General features: G+C 62.9%; 2 protein-coding genes. One reads left to right on the forward strand and one right to left on the reverse strand.

From position 1 onward, the window contains the following. A partial coding sequence (gene allB, locus ACYVDE_RS20565; RefSeq protein WP_460503408.1) for an allantoinase AllB occupies positions 1-1,036 on the reverse strand: 1,036 nt, incomplete at its 3' end. Positions 1,037-1,192: 156 nt separating this feature from the next. Between allB and ACYVDE_RS20570 the strand changes: the two genes are divergently transcribed. Beyond that, positions 1,193-2,303 (forward strand): urate hydroxylase PuuD (locus ACYVDE_RS20570; protein ID WP_460503409.1); only part of this gene is annotated, 1,111 nt, incomplete at its 3' end.

The following is a 2,303-nucleotide window of genomic DNA, read 5'->3' on the forward strand; positions in this document are numbered from 1 at the left end:
GGCGGGCGGCCGTCCAGAGCACCGGCAGGGCCAGCTGCAGCGAGGCAATACCGCCCCAGGCAGTGGTGAAATCGCCGCTGGCGAGCTGCTTGAGGTCGGGCGGCGCGGGCGAGTGGTCGGTGGCCACGAAGTCGATGATGCCGGCCTGCAGAGCGGCCCACAGCTGGTCGTTGTTTTCGCGCTCCCGGATGGGCGGCGCGCACTTGAACTGCGTCTGGCCGTCCCGGATGTCTTCGGCGTTGAAGTAGAGGTAGTGCTGACCGGTTTCTACCGTCAGGGGCAGGCCGCGCGAGCGGGCCGCCGCAATGGGCGCGATGGAATCGGCCGACGACAGGTGCACGATGTGCACCCAGCAGCTGGTTTCCTCGCACAGGCGAATCATCATGGCGATGGCATCGTCTTCCCACTTTTTGGGTCGCGAAGCCAGGTAGTTCGGGTACGAGCGGTGGTCGTGCTGCTTCCAGTCGTCGTTGTCTTCGGACAGTTCGCAGTGCACCAGCAGCGGCAGCTGGTGCTTCGCCAGAATCGGCATCACGCGGCGCAAATCCTCCTCCGTCGCGTTCGGAAAATCGTCGATGCCCGAATGCGTGAGAAAGGCCTTGAAGCCGAGCACGCCGGCCGCAATCAGCGGCTCAATCTCGGCCGCGTTGCCTGGCACCACGCCGCCCCAGAACCCCACGTTGCAGTGCAGCTGGCCCCGGGTGGCGGCCTTTTTCAGCGCCAGGTTCGCCACCGAAGTCGTGACCGGCGCGGAGTTCAGCGGCATATCGACCAGCGAGGTGAGGCCGCCGGCCAGCGAGGCGCGGGTGGCCGTGTTGAAGCCTTCCCAATCGGTGCGGCCGGGCTCGTTGATGTGCACGTGTGGGTCAATCACGCCGGGCAGAATGGCGCGGTGGCCCACGTCCATTACTTCGCCGGCCACCTCGGCCTCGTAGGGCAGCAGAGCGCTGATGCGGCCGTTTTCGATGAGGATGGTGGCGGCGCGCTCGCCCTCGGGCGTGACCACGCGCTGGCTGCGCAAAGTAAGTGTTGACATGAGTAGGGAATTTGACGCTAAATTGGGGGCTTTTTCCCAGTTTAATTAATTGGCGAAATGAAAGAACGTCATGCTTCGACAAGCGCAGCATGACGTTCTGAATTAGTAAAATCCTCCTACCCTATCCCCAGAATTCCCTCCCTCACGCTTCCCCCCATGATTCAAACGGTTACTTTATTTGCCCTGCTGCTGGCGTTTCTGCTGTTGCTGGGCGTCATTTTCGCCTTGCAGCGCGTGGCTAAAACGCGGCCCGGTGGCGGCGTAGTTGGCGACAACGGCTTCACGCTCGAAGGCTACTCGTATGCGCTGATTCTGCTGGCGGTGCTGGCGGCGGTGGGCATTGGCTACGTGCTGGCGCGCGACTCGCCCTGGGCGGGCCACATCATGGAGTGGCTCAACATCGTGGTGCGCCTCATGCACATCACCTTCGGCATTGCCTGGATTGGGGCCTCGTTCTACTTCGTGTTCCTCGAAAATGCCCTCAACCGCACCGACAACGTGCGCGAGGAGCTGGCCGGCAACCTCTGGGCCGTGCACGGCGGCGGGTTTTATTACCTGGAGAAATACAAGACCGCGCCCAAAGTCATTCCCAAAAGTCTGCACTGGTTTAAGTACGAAGCCTATTTCACCTGGCTTTCGGGCTTCAGCCTGCTGTTTGTGGTGTACTACTTCAACGCCAGCTCGATGCTGATTGACCCGCGGGTGCTCGACATTTCGCCGCTGGCGGGCGTGGGCATCGGCGTGGGCTCGTTCGTGGCGGCCTGGCTGATTTACGACGGGCTGTGCCGCACCGAGTTTGTGCGCAGCCCGTGGTTCAAGGTCGTGGGCTTCATTCTCGCCACGGGGTTTGCCTACTTCTACGCGCAGGTATTCAGCGCGCGCGCGGCCTACATCCACTTCGGGGCCATGCTGGGCACTCTGATGGTAGGCAACGTGTTTTTTACCATTATTCCGGCCCAGAAGGCCATGGTGAAGGCCGCTACCGAAGGCACGCCGCTCGACCCCACGCTGGGCAAAAACGCCCTGGCGCGCTCGCTGCACAACAACTACTTCACGCTGCCGGTGCTGTTTGTGATGGTGAGCAACCACTTCCCCAGCACCTTCGGACACTCGTATCCGTGGGCCATTCTGGCGGCCATCACGCTGGGCACGGCCGGCGTGAAGCACTGGCTGAACCTGCGCGAAAAGCACCAGACCGACACGGCTGTGTGGGTGCTGCCCGCCGCCGTGGCCCTGCTGCTGGGCGTGGTGTTCGTGACGGCCCCGC

This window comes from Hymenobacter agri, assembly GCF_054778495.1.